This window comes from Litorimonas cladophorae, from assembly GCF_014652455.1.
In the GTDB taxonomy this organism is placed as follows: domain Bacteria; phylum Pseudomonadota; class Alphaproteobacteria; order Caulobacterales; family Maricaulaceae; genus Litorimonas; species Litorimonas cladophorae.
Window position 1 is genome coordinate 553,348 of the sequence record NZ_BMYV01000002.1, and the last position, 18,111, is coordinate 571,458.

At 49.6% G+C, this 18,111-nt stretch carries 15 protein-coding genes; 9 read left to right on the top strand and 6 right to left on the bottom strand.

Features of this window, described 5'->3' with window-relative positions; genetic code table 11:
- Nucleotides 1-2 precede the first annotated feature (2 nt).
- On the top strand, nucleotides 3-1,049 hold the full coding sequence (locus IE073_RS10395; RefSeq protein WP_189585318.1) for a class I fructose-bisphosphate aldolase: 1,047 nt from the start codon (nucleotides 3-5) through the stop codon (nucleotides 1,047-1,049).
- 151 nt (nucleotides 1,050-1,200) lie between these two features.
- Nucleotides 1,201-2,340, top strand: coding sequence for a DegT/DnrJ/EryC1/StrS family aminotransferase (locus IE073_RS10400; RefSeq protein ID WP_233350003.1), 1,140 nt, complete (start codon nucleotides 1,201-1,203; stop codon nucleotides 2,338-2,340).
- On the opposite strand, the gene glmM is transcribed toward IE073_RS10400, so the two are convergent.
- Nucleotides 2,337-3,686 (bottom strand): phosphoglucosamine mutase, encoded by a 1,350-nt coding sequence (glmM, locus tag IE073_RS10405; protein ID WP_189585321.1) that lies wholly within the window; start codon nucleotides 3,684-3,686, stop codon nucleotides 2,337-2,339. The two genes, IE073_RS10400 and glmM, sit on opposite strands and share 4 nt — an antisense overlap.
- A gap of 139 nt (nucleotides 3,687-3,825) precedes the next feature.
- On the opposite strand from glmM, the gene IE073_RS10410 reads away from it, so the two are divergent.
- Nucleotides 3,826-4,851, top strand: coding sequence for an NAD-dependent epimerase/dehydratase family protein (locus IE073_RS10410; protein WP_189585324.1), 1,026 nt, complete (start codon nucleotides 3,826-3,828; stop codon nucleotides 4,849-4,851).
- Here the strand turns inward: IE073_RS10410 and IE073_RS10415 are convergent.
- On the bottom strand, nucleotides 4,848-5,948 hold the full coding sequence (locus tag IE073_RS10415) for a mannose-1-phosphate guanylyltransferase (protein WP_189585327.1): 1,101 nt from the start codon (nucleotides 5,946-5,948) through the stop codon (nucleotides 4,848-4,850). The genes IE073_RS10410 and IE073_RS10415 overlap by 4 nt on opposite strands.
- Nucleotides 5,949-6,206: 258 nt before the next feature.
- On the opposite strand from IE073_RS10415, the gene IE073_RS10420 reads away from it, so the two are divergent.
- From IE073_RS10420 to IE073_RS10430, 3 genes are read left to right on the top strand one after another with little or no spacing between them, the layout of a single operon-like run.
- Nucleotides 6,207-7,727 (top strand): phosphomannomutase/phosphoglucomutase, encoded by a 1,521-nt coding sequence (locus IE073_RS10420; RefSeq protein WP_189585330.1) that lies wholly within the window; start codon nucleotides 6,207-6,209, stop codon nucleotides 7,725-7,727.
- A 52-nt stretch (nucleotides 7,728-7,779) separates the two neighbouring features.
- On the top strand, nucleotides 7,780-8,667 hold the full coding sequence (galU, locus tag IE073_RS10425) for a UTP--glucose-1-phosphate uridylyltransferase GalU (protein WP_189585334.1): 888 nt from the start codon (nucleotides 7,780-7,782) through the stop codon (nucleotides 8,665-8,667).
- Between the two features lie 10 nt (nucleotides 8,668-8,677).
- Entirely contained in the window at nucleotides 8,678-9,793 is a 1,116-nt protein-coding gene (locus IE073_RS10430) for an AGE family epimerase/isomerase (RefSeq protein WP_189585355.1), read from the top strand.
- Here the strand turns inward: IE073_RS10430 and IE073_RS10435 are convergent.
- On the bottom strand, nucleotides 9,790-10,734 hold the full coding sequence (locus IE073_RS10435) for a hypothetical protein (protein WP_189585358.1): 945 nt from the start codon (nucleotides 10,732-10,734) through the stop codon (nucleotides 9,790-9,792). The genes IE073_RS10430 and IE073_RS10435 overlap by 4 nt on opposite strands.
- Before the next feature lie 196 nt (nucleotides 10,735-10,930).
- On the opposite strand from IE073_RS10435, the gene IE073_RS10440 reads away from it, so the two are divergent.
- The 3 genes from IE073_RS10440 (at nucleotide 10,931) to IE073_RS10450 (ending at nucleotide 14,877) form a co-directional block, all read left to right on the top strand.
- Entirely contained in the window at nucleotides 10,931-13,189 is a 2,259-nt protein-coding gene (locus tag IE073_RS10440; protein WP_189585361.1) for an acyltransferase family protein, read from the top strand.
- Between the two features lie 119 nt (nucleotides 13,190-13,308).
- Complete coding sequence (locus IE073_RS10445) at nucleotides 13,309-13,794, top strand: hypothetical protein (protein WP_189585364.1); 486 nt, start codon at nucleotides 13,309-13,311, stop codon at nucleotides 13,792-13,794.
- A gap of 42 nt (nucleotides 13,795-13,836) precedes the next feature.
- Nucleotides 13,837-14,877, top strand: a complete 1,041-nt coding sequence (locus IE073_RS10450) for a glycosyltransferase (protein WP_189585367.1) — start codon at nucleotides 13,837-13,839, stop codon at nucleotides 14,875-14,877.
- Nucleotides 14,878-14,912: 35 nt separating this feature from the next.
- Here IE073_RS10450 and fcl read toward each other — a convergent pair whose 3' ends face one another.
- The 3 genes from fcl to IE073_RS10465 all read right to left on the bottom strand — a co-directional run bounded on the left by fcl (nucleotide 14,913) and on the right by IE073_RS10465 (nucleotide 17,986).
- Nucleotides 14,913-15,881 (bottom strand): GDP-L-fucose synthase, encoded by a 969-nt coding sequence (gene fcl, locus IE073_RS10455; protein WP_189585370.1) that lies wholly within the window; start codon nucleotides 15,879-15,881, stop codon nucleotides 14,913-14,915.
- Nucleotides 15,874-16,941 carry a GDP-mannose 4,6-dehydratase gene (gene gmd / locus IE073_RS10460; protein WP_189585373.1) on the bottom strand — a complete coding sequence of 356 codons (1,068 nt, stop codon included), beginning with the start codon at nucleotides 16,939-16,941 and terminating at the stop codon, nucleotides 15,874-15,876. The genes fcl and gmd overlap by 8 nt, the downstream gene beginning before the upstream one ends.
- A 277-nt stretch (nucleotides 16,942-17,218) precedes the next feature.
- Nucleotides 17,219-17,986: an FkbM family methyltransferase gene (locus IE073_RS10465; protein ID WP_189585376.1), complete on the bottom strand. Its 768-nt coding sequence runs from the start codon at nucleotides 17,984-17,986 to the stop codon at nucleotides 17,219-17,221.
- Nucleotides 17,987-18,111: the final 125 nt, after the last annotated feature.

Below are 18,111 nucleotides of genomic sequence, written 5' to 3' on the forward strand. Positions count from 1 at the left end.
CGATGAACCTCGAAGCCCTAAATAAAATCGCAGTAAAAATGGTGGAGCCTGGAACAGGTATCCTCGCTGCCGATGAAAGCACTGGCACAATTGGGAAGCGCTTTGCGTCGATCAATACGGAAAACAACGAAGATAATCGCCGCGCGTGGCGGGAAATGTTGTTCCGTACACAGCCTGCCATGCAAGACCACATCAGTGGCGTTATCTTATTCGATGAGACTCTGCGTCAGTCAGCCGAAGACGGTACATCCTTCGTCAAGCTCATCCAAGATGCAGGCGCTATTCCAGGTATCAAAGTCGATAAAGGCATTACGCCACTCGCGGGTCGCCCTGGTGAAACGATTACTCAAGGCCTCGACGGCTTGCGTGAACGTTTAGCTGAATATTACGAGCTGGGCGCACGCTTCGCCAAATGGCGCGCCGTGATCGAGATTTCTCATCCGGATATCAAAGTGGGCCGCACGCCAACAAATGGCGGGATAAAAGCCAATAATCACGCCTTAGGTCGTTACGCGGCGCTTTGCCAAGAGGCTGGCATTGTTCCAATCGTCGAGCCTGAGATTCTAATGGGCGGTCATCATTCTGTTGAGCGCTGCCACGAAGTCACAGAGCGGGTTTTGAACTCCCTTTTCACCGAGCTATATGAACAAGGTGTGGCCCTAGAGGGAATCGTGTTGAAGCCGAATATGGTCGTTGCGGGCAAGCAATGTGCGGAGCAACCAACTCGCGAAGAAATCGCCACGCGCACGATCAAAGTTCTCAAAGACACAGTCCCATCTGCGGTTCCTGGCATCGCCTTCCTGTCCGGCGGACAAGAGAATGAAGAAGCGACACGCAACCTAGATATGATGAACAAAATTGGCGGTTTCCCTTGGAAGCTAACCTATTCTTTCGGTCGCGCGCTCCAGCAATCCGCCCTCTTTGCTTGGCAAGGTAAGGCAGAGAATTACGATGCAGCGCAAAAAGCGTTCAATCACCGCGCCCGCATGAACGGCCTGGCCAGCACGGGCGATTGGAGTGCGGCGATCGACGACGAAGTCGACGCATAGGCCTACACGCTTTTTTACAGTCTGCTACAGAGACGCGCGAAACCGCGCGTCTATTGGGGCTTTTAAAATTATCGCGTTGCATATGAAGCGCCGACGATTGTCCTTGGATATGGCTTCCGCGTGATGTCGTGACTATAGTGTGAGTTCAGATATGACCTCTCGTTTGAAAGCCGTCGCCATGCAATTTATTGATCTTCACGCGCAACAAGCGCGGCTAAAAGCCGAGATCGACGCAGGCATCGCCGCTGTCTTGGAAAGCGGACAATATATCCTTGGGCCTCAAGTTACCGAATTTGAGAACAAACTCGCAGCTTTCGCCGACGCTAAACATGCCGTCAGCTGCGCAAATGGGACAGATGCGATCCTGCTGCCTTTGATGGCTTGGGGTGTTGGTCCTGGCGACGCTGTATTCTGCCCATCCTTCACATATTGTGCGACAGCCGAAGTTGTGGCGCTTGCGGGCGCGACACCTGTCTTCGTCGATATAGATCGTGACACTTACAACATGTGCGCCAAGAGCCTTAAACAGGCGATCCAAGATGTTGAGGCTAAGGGTGAATTGACGCCCAAAGCCGTCATCGTCGTCGATCTATTTGGGCAATGTGCCAATTACGACGCTCTCTCGCCCATCATCCGTGAGGCGGGTCTGCATTTTATTTCTGATTGTGCGCAAGGCTTTGGTTCGACGTTAAATGGCAAACACCCTCTGGCGTGGGCAGATGTCGAGACGACGAGCTTCTTTCCCGCTAAGCCTCTCGGCGCTTACGGGGATGGCGGTGCGACGCTGACCAATGATGCGGAAATGGATCGAGTCCTGCGGTCCCTGCGGATGCATGGCAGTGGCGTCGACAAATATGATAATGTGCGGATCGGCCTGAACTCCCGGCTCGATACGCTTCAAGCCGTCATTCTCTTGGCTAAACTCGGTATTTTTGCGGATGAAATCGAAGCCCGAAACAAAATTGCAGCGCGCTATTCCGAAGGTTTGAAGAGCAATACACTCCGCACGCCAGCTGTTTTGGATGGGGTCATCTCAACTTGGGCACAATATACGGTCGAAGTGTCGGACCCGACGGCCTTTGCTGACACGCTAAAAGCTCACGGCATTCCGACGGCCCGATATTATCCGCGACCTATACATATGCAAACCGCCTATATGGACTATCCGATTTGCTCGGATGGGCTACCCAATACTATGGCCTGTAAAGAACATGTCATCAGCCTACCGATGCATGGCTATCTGTCTGAGGATGACCAAGACCGCATCATTGAAGCGGCAAAGGCTGTTTAACTTTTAGACTGCTGCCGCACGACTTCGACAAGCTGATCGGCAATTCGCTCCACTTGAGTCGCATCGTCGCCCTCGGTCATGACGCGGATGAGCGGTTCTGTGCCCGAGGCGCGGACAAGTACACGGCCCGACGTGCCAAATTCAGCTTTCGCCGCGTCTATCGCAGATAAGAGCGCTGGGCTTTGCATTGGATTTGCGCCTGCGTAACGCACATTTTTGAGCAATTGCGGTACGGGTTCAAAGACGGACAGAGCTTCGCTCGCAGGTTTCCCGATGCGAATGATCGCCGCCAAGACCTGCAAAGCCGCTATCGTTCCATCTCCCGTGGGGGCGTAATCTGTCATCAATAGATGCCCAGACTGTTCTCCGCCAATATTATATCCGTCTTGGCGCATTCGCGCAGCAACATGGCGATCACCAACATCCGTGCGGATGAAACTCATATTTTGAGATTCGATGAAGCGCTCTAACCCTAAATTGGACATGACCGTTGCAACAATCCCAGGCTTAGAAAGCAAGCCGTTCTTGTTCCAATTCGATCCGATCAAGCCCAACAGCTGGTCACCATCAATGATGCGCCCTTTTTCATCACACATGATCAAACGATCCGCATCACCATCTAGGGCAACCCCAATATCCGCGCCCTCGGCAAGAACAGTTTCGGATAATAAATCTGTTTCGGTGGACCCGCAGTCTTTATTAATATTTACCCCATTCGGGCTCACGCCGATCGGAATAATAACGTCAGCCCCCAGCTCCGCAAACGTCGCTGGTGCGGTTTTATAGGCGGCACCATTGGCGCAATCGATCACGATCTTCAGCCCTGTCAAATCTAAGTCTGTGGGGAAACTGGATTTGCAAATGTTTACGTATTCGGCTTGCAGGTCATCGCGGCGTGACATCCGACCAAGGTCTGCCGATGGGACCAAAGCCGTGTCGGCCTCTAATAAATAGGCCTCAATTTGCGCTTCTGCAGCGTCAGAGAGTTTACAGCCATCAGGGCCAAAGAACTTAATTCCGTTATCTTGAAATTTATTGTGGGAGGCCGTGATCATGACGCCCAAATCTGCGCCCAGTTTTTGGGTCATTAACGCTACGCCAGGCGTGGGGATCGGGCCTGTCAAAGTGACGTCTAAGCCCACGGATGTCAGTCCCGCGACCAATGCAGCCTCAACCATATAACCCGATAGGCGCGTGTCTTTTCCGATTAAGACAGAGGTGCGGGTTTTGCCGTTTGCGCGAAAATAACGACCTGCGGCTTGTCCTAGGTTTAGGATACTGGCGGGGGACATTTTGCCAGTATTTGCCAGACCGCGGACGCCATCTGTTCCAAAAAACTTACTCATATGAACTCTCTCTAGCGCCTATCTCTGGACATAATGTGCCGCAAAACGTGAAATAAGAACAAAAAAATCTGCGGTATACGAACGTTGCACGCGACGGGGCAGGGGTTTAGGTCAGCATCAGACTTGAAAGCGGTTCATTATGAAAATTATCGTCACGGGTACAGCTGGATTTATCGGCAATAACCTTGCGCTACGATTGCTCAAAGACGGGCATGAGGTGAGCGGCATTGATGCCGTGACAGACTATTATGATGTGCAGCTCAAACGGGATCGTCTGGCGCGCTTGGAAGCTTTTGACACCTATATAAATCATGAAATTCGTCTGGAAGACATGGATGCGATGCAATCAGCATTTGACGAATTTGAACCCGATTACGTTGTCCATCTGGCGGGACAAGCTGGTGTACGTTATTCGCTTAATCATCCGCGCACCTATGTCGACACCAATGTCATGGGTGGTTTCAATGTCATCGAATTATCCAAACAGCATAAAGTTAAGCATCTGATCATTGCCTCAACAAGTTCCGCTTATGGGGCAAATGACGTCTATCCGTTTAAAGAGAATGATCGAGCCGCATTTCCGCTGACGATCTATGCGGCGACCAAACAAGCATCTGAACTGATTGCGCATAGCCACAGTCACCTGTTTGATATCCCGACCACGATCCTTCGGTTCTTCACAGTTTATGGACCGTGGGGGCGACCCGATATGGCCTTCTTTATGTTCACCAAGGCGATCTTTGAAAACCAGTCCATTGACGTTTTCAACCATGGCAAAATGATGCGCGACTTCACCTATGTTGATGATCTGACCAAGGCGATTAATTTGCTGATCAAAACGCCACCTGTGAAAGGTCAACCCGTGACGGATGTCGAAGATTCGCTTTCCCCCGTGGCGCCGTACCGTATCGTCAATATTGGCAACGCTAACCCTGTTCAGCTTATGGACTTTATCCAAGAGATTGAAAAAAATGTCGGCGTTAGTGCCAAAATGAACATGATGGATATGCAGCCGGGCGACGTCACAAAGACATTTGCTAATGCTGATTTGTTACAATCGCTGACAGGATATAAACCGAGTGTCGATGTGGAAGAAGGCGTGAAAGCCTTCGTCGATTGGTATCGTGAATATTACAGCGTCGGCTTGAACACCGCTCAACCCTAAACCAGCTTATCGGCTTTCGCGTCTTTTAACTGCGTGACGACCTTTTTCACGTGCTGCGCTGAGTCCAGATTGATGACGAGAACAGAGTCCGCTGTCGCCACAACGGCGAGGTTAGATACGCCGACGGTTGCCACAAACGGTCCAGACGAACGAAGAAGGACGTTGGAGCAATCCACCTTGCTCGTATTTGTTTCGGCGCAATATCCATCGCTAACTGCCGGGCCACCCATATTCATTTCATGTTCCCACACCGCGCGCCAAGACCCGATGTCATTCCATCCGATGTCGACGGGGCCGACCAGGCTGATATTTGAAGCTTTTTCCATGATCGCATAGTCAAAAGACTCGCTACGACATTTATCGAAGCTAACGCCATCGAGGAAGATAAGGTTGTCGACTGTTTTGGCTTCGCTGACGGCCAGTTTTACGTCATCTAGGATATCGGACGCATGATCAGCGAACGCCGACGTAATAACGTCGGGTTTAAAGAGGAAAATTCCTGCGTTCCAAAAATAACTACCATTTGCGAGGTAGTCTTTCGCCGTTTCCAAATCTGGTTTTTCTACAAATTCTACGATCCCGCGACTCCCGTCGCCCGTTTCTTTATCCGCCTGAATGTAGCCATAACCCGTTTCTGGATGTGTCGGCCGAATACCAAAGGTGACAATGTTGCCCGCCATTGCACTGGCGCCGCCAGAATTGATGTAGTTCCAGAATGCTGGCACATCGCCGATATAGTGGTCGGCAGGCAGTAACAGAACGAGCGCGTTTGGATCAGCATCCGCCATGGCTAAACCAATTGTGGCCGCAACGGCGGCTGTATTTTTGGCGAGCGGCTCTAGGATAACCATGTGAGGTTTGATGCCAATGTCTTCACATTGCGACACGACGAGGTCTTTATGCGCAGAGGCGCAGACAAAACTGGGCGGGGCAATATCAACGCCTTTGGCCATGCCGCCACGTACAGCGGTTTCCTGCAACATCGACAAATCTGAGACGATTTTATGAAACTGTTTGGGCTGTGCTTTTGTCGACATGGGCCACAAGCGCGTGCCCGCGCCGCCGCACATCACGAAAGGATAAATTTTAAAGGCCAAGATATTCTCTCCAGTCAACTGCGCTAGGGGTATATGGGAACCGCATACACACCCTTATCGCAAGAGGCAAAACGCATTTCTAAATTGCACCTGTGATACCGCAAAATTTCGAATTTATTCTTGTAACACATATGTTTGGCGATAATACTGCACATAATTAACGGCGCAAAGACTTCCCTTACACCTTATGGTAACGAAGACATACCAGTCTTAGGACAGGTCAATGCCCATAAGTCGAAATTTGGTAAGCAATATATTATGACACGTACGCCTCGCTCAGACATCAGTGCCAATACGCTTGAGTTTGAAACTCTCCCGCTTGTCAAACCCACTGGATTTCGTGAATATGATGCGCGGTGGTGGTTTGGCCTGCCCAGTGAGGAAAAACCCTCTGAGCTCAACCTTTACGGCGTGCAGGCGCTTGGCGAGGGCTTAGGAACATTGATGCACGAACGCGGTGTCGAACCTAATATCGCGGTTGGCCATGATTTTCGTCATTACTCCCTCGGGATAAAGATGGCGCTCACAGCTGGCCTTATGAGTGCGGGTATCAATGTGCATGACATTGGTTTGGCATTGTCTCCGATGGCCTATTTCGCGCAATTCCACTTAGATTGTGCCGGCGTTGCAATGGTAACCGCATCGCATAACTCCAATGGATGGACAGGCGTGAAGATGGGCATTCAAGCGCCGCTGACATTCGGCCCCGATGAAATGGGCCGTCTCAAAGAGATCGTCCTTAATGGCGAAAGCGTTGCACGCGCCGGCGGGTCGTACCGCTATGTGGATGGTGTTCGCGAAGCCTATATTGCCGACCTCACGAAGGACATAAAACTCTCGCGACCTATTCGCGTTGTTGCAGCCTGCGGTAACGGTACGGCAGGCGCATTTGCGGAAGAAACGCTCAAACGTATCGGCGCGGACGTCGTGCCTGTCGAATGCGATCTCGATTGGAGCTTCCCCAACTACAATCCCAACCCAGAAGCTTTGGAAATGCTCCATGCCATGCGGGATGCCTGTCTTGAGAACAAAGCCGAAGTCGCACTTGGCTTTGATGGCGATGGTGACCGCTGTGGCGTCGTGGACAATACGGGCGAAGAAATTTTTGCCGATAAAGTCGGCGTTATGTTGGCGCGCGATCTATCCGCCATTCATGAAAATGCACAATTTGTTGTCGATGTAAAATCGACAGGGCTGTATCACACGGACCCTGTCTTGAAAGCCAATGGCGCGAAAACAGATTATTACAAAACAGGCCACAGCTATATCAAACGCCGCGTGCATGAACTTGACGCACTCGTGGGATTTGAAAAATCTGGCCATTATTTCTTTAACGCACCGCTCGGTCGCGGCTATGACGATGGTCTGGTGTCGGCGATCGCAATTTTGCAAATGCTGGACCGAAACCCTGGGAAAACCATGGCTGACCTCCGTGAAGCACTTCCAAAAACCTGGGGTTCGCCAACGATGAGCCCATATTGCGCTGATGAAGAAAAATATGGTGTCATGGACAGCCTCGTTGCCAACGCCACCGCTGACGCCGAAGCAGGAGTTAAAATCTTGGGTCAATCGATTGTCGATGTGAACACAGTCAATGGTGTGCGCCTGACCCTTGAGGATGGAACTTGGGGGCTCATGCGCGCCAGCTCGAATACACCCAACCTCGTTGTGGTTGTCGAAAGCCCCACTTCTGAAGAGAATATGATCGGTATGTTCCGAGAGATTGAGCGACGTTTGGCAAAATACCCAGAAATCGGTGAGTTTGATCAAAAGATCTAGGCCCTAAACTTGCATCGCCAAACCCAGACACTTCCACAGTTCGGATAAAATGATGAAACGCGTTACAAAAGCTGTCCTCCCCGTTGCCGGATTCGGCACACGCGTCTTGCCCGCCACAAAGACGGTGCCCAAGGAAATGCTGACGATCGTGGATCGTCCTGCGTTACAATATGTGGTGGATGAAGCGATTGAGGCGGGAATTGAGCATTTTGTATTCGTCACAGCCCGAGGCAAAAGCGCAATCGTCGATTATTTTGATAGCGCCTATGAGTTGGAGGACACTTTACTGCGTAAGGGTAAGAAGGACATTTATGACAGATTGAAAGCCAAACAGCCAGTTGAAGGTACCATGAGTTTCGTACGTCAACAGCAAGCTAGGGGCCTCGGACATGCGGTCTGGTGCGCCCGCGACATCATTGGTGACGAGCCTTTTGCGGTTTTGCTTCCAGACGTACTCATTCAATCCGAACAATCTTGTTTGGCGCAAATGATGGATGTTTATAACCAAGTCGGCGGCAATATTATCGCCGTGGACCCTGTCCCCGAAGATAAGGTGTCGAGCTATGGCGTAATTAAGCCAAAATCGGGTGAGGATTTTCGATCGGAAAAAATTATCGCAATGGATGGCATGGTTGAGAAGCCGCCGGTCGCCGAGGCGCCTTCTAACCTTAAGATTACGGGGCGCTATATCTTGCAACCAGAGTTGATGGGCTTGCTTAAAGATCAAGCGGCCGGTGCGGGCGGAGAGATTCAGCTGACCGATGCTATGGCGCGCTTGATGGAAACCCAAGATTTCCACGCCTTCGCTTATGAAGGCCAAGATTATGACTGCGGTTCCAAACTCGGTTATTTTGAGGCGGTTATGGCCTATGCGCGCACACATGCAGACATTGGCGAAGGGGCACGCGCGCTCATCCGTCAGTCGGCTGAATTAGCCTAGGCACGGCTTCGTGACGCAATTTAATGACGCCTTAATGCATAGTGCTGTGCGGCTCCGAACGTGGTGCAGCGAGCGAGCCTTGCCAATTTGGGCCGACCGCGCCCAACTCCCAACGGGTGGCTGGGTTGAACATCTAGATTTGAACGGGCAGCCTGACCTACAGGCGGAGCGAAGATGGAGGGTGTTGGCGCGCCAAGTTTACGTCTACGCCAAAGCAACCTCCCTCGGCTGGTATGACGGGTTAGAAATTGCTGAGAATACCTATAAAAGACTGCAGGATATCGGTTATGTTCACCGCGTGGGCATCGACGGAAATGTCACAAATGATATGCGCGACCTCTATGACCACGCCTTTTATGTTTTAGCGGCGAGCAGTCTTTATGGGCTAACTAATCGACCTGAATATTTAAAAGACGCAGAAGGTCTTCTTGGTTGGATAGAAGACACGCTTGCTCACCCGCATGGCGGCTGGATGGAAACGAACCAAGCTTCACTTTCTGATGCACGTCGTCAAAATCCCCATATGCACCTGTTGGAAGCCAGTCTGTTTCTCTATGGATTGTCCCAAGACAAGCAGCACATTCAATACGCTGAGCGTGTATTTTCTATTTTCGAAAAACATGTGTTCAATGAAGGTACAATCAGTGAGTTTTTTGAGGCAGATTGGACAATAGCCGCAAGCGACGAAGGCCAAACAGCTGAACCCGGACATGGAATGGAGTGGGTTTGGCTCTTAGGGCAATATGAGAAAGCCACAAGCGAAAGCGTTGGCCCTTATCAAGCCGCACTCTACCAAACGGCACTGCGAAACCGCGGATGGTTCCTCAATGATGAAGAAACGAAAGCTGGAGAGGTGCGGCGCGAAACCAAACGTCTATGGGTTCAAACTGAAGTGATAAAAGCGCATTTGGCAATGGCGGAAAAGGGAACGCCTGGTGCAAGAGATATGGCGGCCGCTACAATTGATGCTCTTTTTCCTACATATCTGACTGCAGATGGTCTCTGGAACGATCAGATAAATGCCTGTGGAACCAATATCGCCAAAACCATTCCCGTCAGTACGTTTTACCATATTTTATGCATGGCGGCGGAAGCTGAACGTGTCGCAGGCTTGATCGAGGCCTAAGTGAATTCCAACCGTTCTTGGGACGCGTAGAACAGGGAATTGACATTGGTGTCTTGCTCGGACTCCGCGAAAGACAAATTCATAATCTTGCCGATTGTCTGTTTGCGTTCCCCTAATGCGACCTCAAAATCAGCTTCGATTTTCGCGCGCGCGCCGCTCACATCTAAATGCCGCATAAGCGATTGATAGATATCAACCCGACCCATCAGAAAATAGCTTTCATACAGGATCTTTGTTGCAATTTTTTGGTGAATGTCTTGGTAGGACAGTTGATCCAGCATTTTCCCGACAGGCTTTACGATAAAATCCAATTCTTCGCGAATATCGGGCGAAACTAAATAAAGACGTTTGATTTTCAGCAGTTCGGCCTCAATAGCCGCTACCATTTCGGGGTCAGATTCCAAATTGTTGATGATCACGATGTCGATATCAGACCCCTTAATGGGCACCTTCAATGTATCATGCTGGCGTGGTGTGTCGTGGGCGAGATAATAGGCGATGTCTCCCGACAAGAAAACCACACAGTTCTCGTTGATTTCCTTCTGTAGATCAGAGGGCAATCTTAGGAGCGCTTCTCTAGCGAGCGATAACTTCCGAAGGGAGATACGGCGGAAGCGGTTAGCCAAACGTGTACCTGCCTCCACCGAGGCCACGCCTTGCTCTGGCAGGTAAATTAGACTGAACGTCAGAAAGTCGCGCAAGATGGACGGGCTCAAACGCAGCATATTCTCGCGCGTGACGTCATACCTCAGGTAATAGCGCGCGCAATTTTGAATCAGGATGCGATTGGAGCCGTAGCATACACGCCAGAGGCCGATCGGATGGACATTAGAAAAATGTTCCGACAGCCATGTTCCCGTTTGCGGGCCATGCTTTCGCAATACAGCCTCAATCCGATCAACAGTCGCTGTATCGCCTTCGTCAAATTTTATTTTGTTCATAGGCGTACGCTAAGCCAATAACCTTTGAACGTCTATGAAGTTATAAAATGGGTATGCGTAATTTAAGTACAGCTATAGGGAAAAACCTAGGCCCTATCTTCCGTTGAATGGTAAGTACGGGTTGGTATTTCCGTCTGACTATATTATGCAAAACACGTTTAATCAGGTGGTCTGTCCCGTAACTTAGAGTCTCATTTTGTCCGTTACCAAAGCAAATTCCGGATACATACCGGCAATCGACGGCTTGCGCGCTGTGGCCGTTAGTTTGGTCCTACTCTTTCATGTCAAAACACCTTTTTTTCTAGGCGGCTATGTAGGTGTTGATGTATTTTTTGTGATTTCAGGGTTCCTGATCACGCGTGGCATTATTTCGGCCTCTGAGAAGGGCAAGTTCAGCTTTGCTAATTTTTACTCTCGTCGGGCCGTGAGGTTGTTTCCTGCGCTCTTTGTTACCATTCTTGCGACGCTGATCGCAGGTTTTTTTGTTCTCAGCCCCTCTGCGCTGGAAGAAATGTCAGGATCTGCTTTGGCAGCAGCTCTCTTCTTCGCAAATATTTTCTTCGCGTTGGATGCGGGCTATTTTGACACCGCTTCGCATCTAAAACCACTGCTGCATATGTGGTCATTATCGGTTGAGGAACAATTTTACCTCGTCTGGCCTGTGACGATCATTGTGTTGATGCGCGTTTTTAAGGGCAAAGCCAAATACCTGATCCCGATCATTGGGGTACTGTCTCTAGCCGCGGCACTTTATTATGCGCCTAAAAATGCGAATTTCGTATTTTTCATGACGCCTTTCCGCATTTTTCAATTTTGTATCGGCGCAGGTTTGGCTTTTTGGGCATTCCCTGTAGCCGGCAATAAACGCGGCTATCTTGGACTGGCGGCGATGGTCGCGCTTGTCTTCGCAACGGTTTGGATCGGCGATACGGTAACAGGCGTCCTGCCGACCGCCTTGTTGCCCGCAGCCTTAGCGGGGATATTTATCGCAACAGCTAGAACACCCATCTTAGAAACTATTTTTGCTTCGCCCCCGGCTGTTTGGTTAGGGCGTCGCTCATATTCAGTTTACTTGGTGCATTGGCCGATCATTGTTTATTATGGCATCAAAACTGGGTTTAATTTTTCGCCCGTCGATCAGATTGGCTTGATCGTTGTGTCCCTAGTTCTGGGTGCTGTCCTTTATAACTGTGTTGAAGAACCTTTGCGCATTCATGGCAAGCAATCCCTCACCGAAAGTAAGCTAAAGTTAGCGGGAATAATTCTGCCAATGGCGGCCGCTCTCTCTCTTTCTGTTCTGTTTATTCAAAAAGATGGGTTCCCAAGTCGAGTTCCTGAAGCTGTGAAATCTATCGTAAATAATGCGCCAAATGACTGGGCGACGAGGCTTGCCGAAATACGGACAGGCAGCTGTAATATTGTTGTGGCAGATCATGGTTTTGATGATTGGAATCTGGAAATTTGCGGTGAGGTCGATCCAACGCGGCCCAATGTATTTGTAATTGGCGATAGCTATACCGGCGGAACTTATATGGCGTTCAAACGCGCTTATCCCGATGTGAATTTCCTTCAAATGTCCATTCCAGGGTGCCGTTTGAAGCTTCCAGAGAATATGCCCGACGAGGGTAAATATGCCGATTGCAAGCGGTTATATGCTTTGTTCTTCAACGAGTTGCTTCCCAGTCGCCAATATGACGCCGTGATTTTCACGTCTAACTGGTTACCCAATCTGCACACAGATATTGGTGATGTTCTGAAGGCAAGTGCGGATACACAGACGCCGTCAGTTTTAATTGGCCAGCGACTTGCCTATTCCGAGAAACTACCGACAATATTAGAAAGCTCGATTTCCCTAAGTGAGGCGCAGAAATCGGCAGATCGAAAAATTGATCAAGCCAATATCAAATGGAATGAGTTCTATAAAACGCGGTATGGTCCGCAAGCGGATGTATTCGTTGATTTCCTCGAGCTCGCCTGCACGCCCGAATGTTCAATTGCAACGAATGACGGTCGTATGATTATTTTGGATGATAGACATTTGACTGAAGTTGGAGCTGAAGTCATGGCCGCTAAAATCCGCCGGAAATATGACCCGCAACTACGGCCTATTTTCAAAGCGAAGGCAATTGCGTCCGAAGGCCAGAATGGGCGCAAATCCCAGCTTGTTATGCAATGTTCTGCGGTTGGATCAGCAAAGCCGTTCGTTCGTGAGTATAGCTTGTCTCAAGAAAGTGGGATGTGGAAACTGGACCGTTCAAACCCGACCTCTGGAGCCTTTGAAAGATGGGACCTGAACATCTCCCCCGAGGGTGTAGTCTCAATCGCAGGCGAGTATCAGGAGGGGGCTGGTGGCATGAAAGAAATAAGCTTCTCTGGCATCTCATTCGATGACATTTTAATCGCAAATGGAAAACGCGGCCCTCGAGATTGCCGTCTAGTGGCAGATTTAAAATAGGGACCAGAACACTTCTGAGACGGTGAATGGATTTTACGTTACTCCTACGTACAATTCACTTTCACCCAGTGTCTGATGCCTGTATGTGATGGCTGAAATTTTAGAAACAGTTGGATATTATGACTTTCAAGACATTTTCGCTTCTGAAAACGAACAAAAATACCGTGCGCAGTACTTTCGCTACAGTCAGTGCGATCGGCTTGGCTTTCGCGCTAAGCGCATGCGCGCCAAAGGATGCTCCGAAAAAAACAACGACAGTTGAAGTCCCTGCAGTTGTTACCGTGACGCCCGCGCCTAAATATTTGACGCGTATGACATGTGGCGGCGTTGGCTCTGCAGCAGGGTTTGAACGTTCCTATGTTGTTTTTGTTGAAGGCGGAACGCTCTCATTCATCAAAGGCACTGCTGGCGAGTCAGGTTACGAATATTGGGGCGGCACAGTCGCAGCAGATGGAACGGTCAACGTCGAAGGTACTTATGAAGATACTCCCGGTCAGCCGCGCGACATCACGTTCACGGGGAGCCTGACAGAGGCAACGCTCAACCTATCTGGTACACGCGGTCCTCGCGAGTGTACGGTCGCTGGCAAACTACCTAACGCCTAAAGCTGCCGCCCCTAGGGCAATGTCGGGAACGCTTCGCACTATATGACACGTCACACATCCGAATTACGTGTCTGCGTGAGCGTTCCTATTGGTTATGGATCAAAGTTTTTCAAGTCTTCGCTTGGGTCTTTAAAAGCCCAAAATGAATATCTTGATATTGCGATAATGGACGCAAGCGGGGACCCCGCTGTTGCTCAGGAAATCGCCCAAAGCGGCGTTCAAACCACCTACCATAGATGTGCGCCTGACGGAGGGCAGTCAGACGCGATCGCAGAAGGATGGGCCCGCTCAACGGCGCCCATTCTCGCCTGGTTGAATGCTGATGATATGTTGTTGGAAAACTGCATACCTATGGTTCTCGCCGCTTTTGAGGCCAATCCAAACATTGATCTTATCTATGGGCATAGCTCGATCTGCAATGAGGAAGGCGATGTTCTTGGGCTACACAGTGCAGTTAAGCCCGTTTCCAATTTAATATATCGAGATAACTATATTTCGCAGCCTTCCTGTTTCATCCGACGAAGTGCTTTGGAAAAAATCGGCGGGATCGATAAATCTCTGCACTACACAATGGACTGGGATCTCTGGTTACGGCTTTATGATAATGGCCATGAATTTATGTTCATTGACGAAATTTTTTCGAATGTGTCTTGGGTCACTGACACGAAAACAAGCCAGATTTCTATAAAGCGCTACAAAGAATTTGCCGCCATATTGCATCGTTCACAAGGTCTCATGAACGTCGCAAAAGGTGTCGTATCCAGCGTGCTGCAAACGCATGGTGTCTATCGTGACCAGACGAAATGGGGTGATAGCTTACTCCCGCTTTACAACGGGAAACCTCACGCGACGCTACCGATTATCAATGCGACAGAGACCGCTCAGCGGAGGCTAGAGTGCCGCTTTTCAAAGCCGACAAAGGACTATGTTGTAAGCTGTAAGTCTGGAGATATAACTTGGGATGGGGCTACCGCGTGGATCACGTTCCATACCGCGATAAAGGCTGGGGAATGCGGCGTCATTTGCATAGACGCAAAAAATTCATCAGATGATATGAAGCTGATAGAAGCCAAATGGGCATAGCGGCGAAACCGCCGCTAGCCAAGAAATGAGACGTTTTAGGCTTCTCTGATTGTATCCAGATGTGTCTCAAACCATGAAATCGCATCCGCCAACCCGTCTTCGAGTTCGCGGGTAGGTGACCACCCTAAAGCTGCCATACGTGAGTTGGACATAAGTTTGCGCGGCGTTCCGTCCGGCTTGGTCGTGTCTTTTGTCAATGTCCCTTTAAAGCCGACGAGCTTCATAATCAGTCGCGCCAAATCTTCGATAGGTATATCGTCGCCTTGGCTGACATTAACATGTTCATGACCAGAGTAATTCTTCATTAAGAAAACAAGACCATCAGCGCAGTCATCAGCGTGCATAAATTCACGACGCGCCGTGCCTGTTCCCCAAATTTCCATCGAATCCGCATTTTCTTCGCGGGCATTATAGGCCTTGCGAATAAGGGCTGGGATAACATGGGAGTTTTCCAGGTGGTAATTGTCGCCTGGACCATACAGGTTTGTGGGCATTGCGGAGATGAAGTCACTGCCATGTTGCTGACGGTAGGCTTGACAAAGTTTTATCCCTGCGATTTTGGCGATCGCATACCACTCATTTGTTGGCTCGAGAGCGCCAGAGAGGAGAGAGCTTTCCTCAATTGGCTGATCTGCAAACTTAGGATAAATGCAAGATGAGCCTAGGAATAAGAGCTTCTCCGTTCCAATGGCGTGAGCCTTGTGAATGATGTTCGAAGCGATCGCTAGGTTGTCATAGAGGAAATCAGCCGGGTAGACAGAATTCGCGTGAATTCCGCCAACCTTTGCTGCCGCCAAAAAAATGGCGTCGGGCTTATTTTCATCCATCCAGGCGTCAACGGCCGCTTTGTCTTTTAAGTCCAACTCCGACCGCGTAGCCGTTAGAACCTCAGCAACATTTTCACTCTCTAGTCGGCGAACAATCGCTGAACCGACCATGCCTCGATGGCCAGCAACCCAGACCCGTTTTCCGGTCAGGTCATAGGGTTTGGACGTATTAGTCATGTCGGTTTTTCCGGTCGACTTCACGTGCCACTAGCTTCAGATCGCTTTCCATCATATCGGCAACGAGACCTGCAAAAGGTGTTGTGAATGTCCAGCCCAACTTTTCTTTCGCTTTACTTGGATCAGAAAGAAGAAGTTCTACCTCTGTTGGACGGAAATAACGTGGATCTACCTTAACCAACGTGCGACCAGTTTTGCTACATTTACCGATTTCATCAACGCCTTCGCCGCTCCAATCGATTTTGATATCGACCATAGAGAAAGCCAGTTCCACAAATTCACGAACGGAGTGCATTTCACCCGTACCCAAAACATAATCGTCAGATTCGTCTTGCTGCAGGATGCGCCACATACCTTCTACATAATCACGTGCATGGCCCCAGTCGCGCATTGCGTCGAGGTTGCCCAGATAGAGTGTATCTTGGAGATTGTTGTGAATGGCGGCAACAGCCCGAGTGATTTTACGCGTCACGAATGTTTCACCGCGGAGAGGGCTTTCATGGTTGAACAGGATGCCGTTGGACGCATGCATTCCATAAGCTTCGCGGTAGTTTACGGTAACCCAATAAGCGTAAATTTTAGCGGCCGCATATGGGCTGCGTGGATAAAAAGGCGTTGTTTCGCTTTGTGGCGTTTCGACGACTTTACCATACAGCTCAGATGTAGAGGCTTGGTAGAAACGTGTCTTGTCCGCCAAGTCGAGAATACGAATAGCTTCGAGCAAACGCAGTGTGCCAATCGCGTCAGATTGCGCCGTATATTCTGGCGTATCAAAGCTAACTTGGACATGTGATTGCGCGCCTAGGTTATAGATTTCGTCAGGTTGCGTTTCTTTAACAATACGGATCATGTTCGTGGAGTCGGTCAGATCTCCGTAGTGCAAGAATAGCTTGGCATCTGGATCATGCGGATCGACATAAAGGTGATCAATGCGCGACGTGTTAAACGAAGACGACCGGCGCTTAACGCCGTGTACAGTGTAACCTTTGCCAAGCAGAAGCTCTGTCAAATAGGCACCGTCTTGCCCGGTAACACCTGTGATTAAAGCGGTCTTTGTCATATGAGTACTCTCTGTCGATTTATTTTTCGTCCATGAGCAGACCTGATACAGATTTACGGCGCAGCGGCTTCAAACTCTATAAAAGGCTAGATCAGTATTCTGGTTGAATTGTTTTAAAATATGCAGTCTTGATGGTTTGGCTGACGGCACAATTGCCCCGCAACGTTAGCCCATACGAAATAGGAAAATATATCCTTCATGTAAAGTAAAGATCGAGGGTGAAAGAGGTTGGAAGTCCAACAATAGCGTAGAATTCAGCCGCGATAATTTGAATTCATTAGGTGTCGCCAAGTACCTTCTTCATACGGTTGAACGTCCGCTTAACCTTTGAGTCACTGAGCGTTTCAGTCTGGGGGACATAAGGCGTCCATTTTTCGACGTCAAATCCGTCTTCATACATATCAAGTTTCAGATTTTTGACCATCTGAGAGTTAATGAAAATGAAGTCTGCTTGCACAAAGCGGTTACCATAATAGCACAAATCTACGATATCGAAAAGTTCGAACCCAAGGGTGAGCGCCGCGTTACAGCGCTCTGCAAAGTTCTGAGGACCAGCTTCAATACAGAGAACGCTGCAATTCGAAACGACAGGAAGTGCGCCGCGCATTACATCAAGCTCCGCGCCGTCGACGTCAATTTTTAGGAGGTAGGGTTTTGGGATCGTTTCCGTCTTAATCAGAGTCGCTATCGTGATGGTCGGGACCGTACGGAAATTTTCACCATCCCCTTTCTCATGGGTTAAGCGAGAGTGCGTAATGTCTTTACCGGATCTTATCGAGGAGGTTTTCATCTTCGCAGTGCCATCGGCATCGGACGCTGCGGCCTTAATAATTTTGAATTGGATACCTGCGCCCTGATAAATGCGCTCAATATCTGCATAAAACTCTTCGATAGGCTCGACCAAGATATGCGGTACGTTAGGAAAACTGTTCATGAGGTCAGCTGTGCAGCTTAAAACGCCCACATCGACAACCGCCTCTACGGGGAAACCCATGTTTTTCAACGTTTTGAAGGCATGGGCTTTGGTTGGATGTCTGCTTAACATGTACTTTTCCGTAAAACGACAGCATAAATTGACCAAGCTGAAAAGCAAGTCGCTGCTGGGTTAAAGATTGTAAATATACCCGCTATAGCAGACCTGCATTATGTGTTGCTCACAACCACGGATGG

Excerpts from the sequence above, each read along its gene's own strand:
- gmd (WP_189585373.1), bottom strand. The coding sequence starts at position 16,941 with ATGACAAAGACCGCTTTAATCACAGGTGTTACCGGGCAAGACGGTGCC.
- IE073_RS10445 (WP_189585364.1), top strand. The coding sequence starts at position 13,309 with ATGACTTTCAAGACATTTTCGCTTCTGAAAACGAACAAAAATACCGTG.
- IE073_RS10450 (WP_189585367.1), top strand. The coding sequence starts at position 13,837 with ATGACACGTCACACATCCGAATTACGTGTCTGCGTGAGCGTTCCTATT.
- glmM (WP_189585321.1), bottom strand. The coding sequence starts at position 3,686 with ATGAGTAAGTTTTTTGGAACAGATGGCGTCCGCGGTCTGGCAAATACT.
- fcl (WP_189585370.1), bottom strand. The coding sequence starts at position 15,881 with ATGACTAATACGTCCAAACCCTATGACCTGACCGGAAAACGGGTCTGG.
- IE073_RS10410 (WP_189585324.1), top strand. The coding sequence starts at position 3,826 with ATGAAAATTATCGTCACGGGTACAGCTGGATTTATCGGCAATAACCTT.
- IE073_RS10435 (WP_189585358.1), bottom strand. The coding sequence starts at position 10,734 with ATGAACAAAATAAAATTTGACGAAGGCGATACAGCGACTGTTGATCGG.
- IE073_RS10465 (WP_189585376.1), bottom strand. The coding sequence starts at position 17,986 with ATGTTAAGCAGACATCCAACCAAAGCCCATGCCTTCAAAACGTTGAAA.
- IE073_RS10400 (WP_233350003.1), top strand. The coding sequence starts at position 1,201 with ATGACCTCTCGTTTGAAAGCCGTCGCCATGCAATTTATTGATCTTCAC.
- IE073_RS10395 (WP_189585318.1), top strand. The coding sequence starts at position 3 with ATGAACCTCGAAGCCCTAAATAAAATCGCAGTAAAAATGGTGGAGCCT.
- IE073_RS10420 (WP_189585330.1), top strand. The coding sequence starts at position 6,207 with ATGACACGTACGCCTCGCTCAGACATCAGTGCCAATACGCTTGAGTTT.
- galU (WP_189585334.1), top strand. The coding sequence starts at position 7,780 with ATGAAACGCGTTACAAAAGCTGTCCTCCCCGTTGCCGGATTCGGCACA.